This window comes from Vibrio sp. 1288 (genome assembly GCF_033344475.1).
Window position 1 is genome coordinate 1 of record NZ_JAWPOX010000531.1, and the last position, 695, is coordinate 695.

1 protein-coding gene and 1 pseudogene are annotated in these 695 nt (G+C 46.3%); both read right to left on the minus strand.

Annotation, left to right across the window (positions count from 1 at the left end):
- On the minus strand, positions 1-555 hold a 555-nt coding region (locus R8O11_RS27850; RefSeq protein ID WP_318194951.1), incomplete at its 3' end, for a PhoH family protein.
- 73 nt (positions 556-628) lie between these two features.
- A pseudogene (locus R8O11_RS31870) lies at positions 629-695 on the minus strand (tRNA methyltransferase); the annotation flags it as partial.

The window sequence follows — 695 nt, forward strand, 5'->3', positions numbered from 1 at the left end:
GAAGCCCAGTTTCTCACCGGCTTCAACCGCAGGGCGCGTCAATAGAATACGACGGATCTCTTGGCGCTCTAGTGCATCAACTGCTGCTGCAACGGCAAGGTAAGTCTTACCTGTACCTGCAGGACCAATACCAAAAGAGATGTCGTGCGTAACCATATTGACCAAGTATTGAGCTTGGTTTGGTGTGCGCGGTTTAATGACGCCTTTTTTGGTTTTTACGAACACTTCTTTACCGTGCGCAATACTTGAGTCGGTATTTTGTTCTAATACGCCAGATTCTTTTATCGCCAGATTAATTTGTTCTGGTTCGATATCTGGGATCTCGCCACGTACAGGCGCAGTATCTACATAAAGCGTTTTTAAAATGTCCAGCGCAGCCGCTGAGGTGTGAGGCTTACCAACAATGGTAAAATGGTCACTACGATGGTTGATTTCAACGCCTAGACGGCGTTCTAAATGCTTGATGTTGTCGTCGAATGGACCGCACAGGCTAGCAAGTCGGCGGTTATCTGAAGGTTCTAGGTTAATTTCTAGAGTTACGATTTTATTGCTCAATGTTGCCTCTCATTTTATGCCACTCAATGAGAGCCTGATGACGACCAGGCTCTCCATGGCGATTTATACGAGCTTATGGCGTAAAAGTAGCTACACCTAGCTCATCTTCGCGACGTGTTTTCGCCATCATTTGTGTTGGA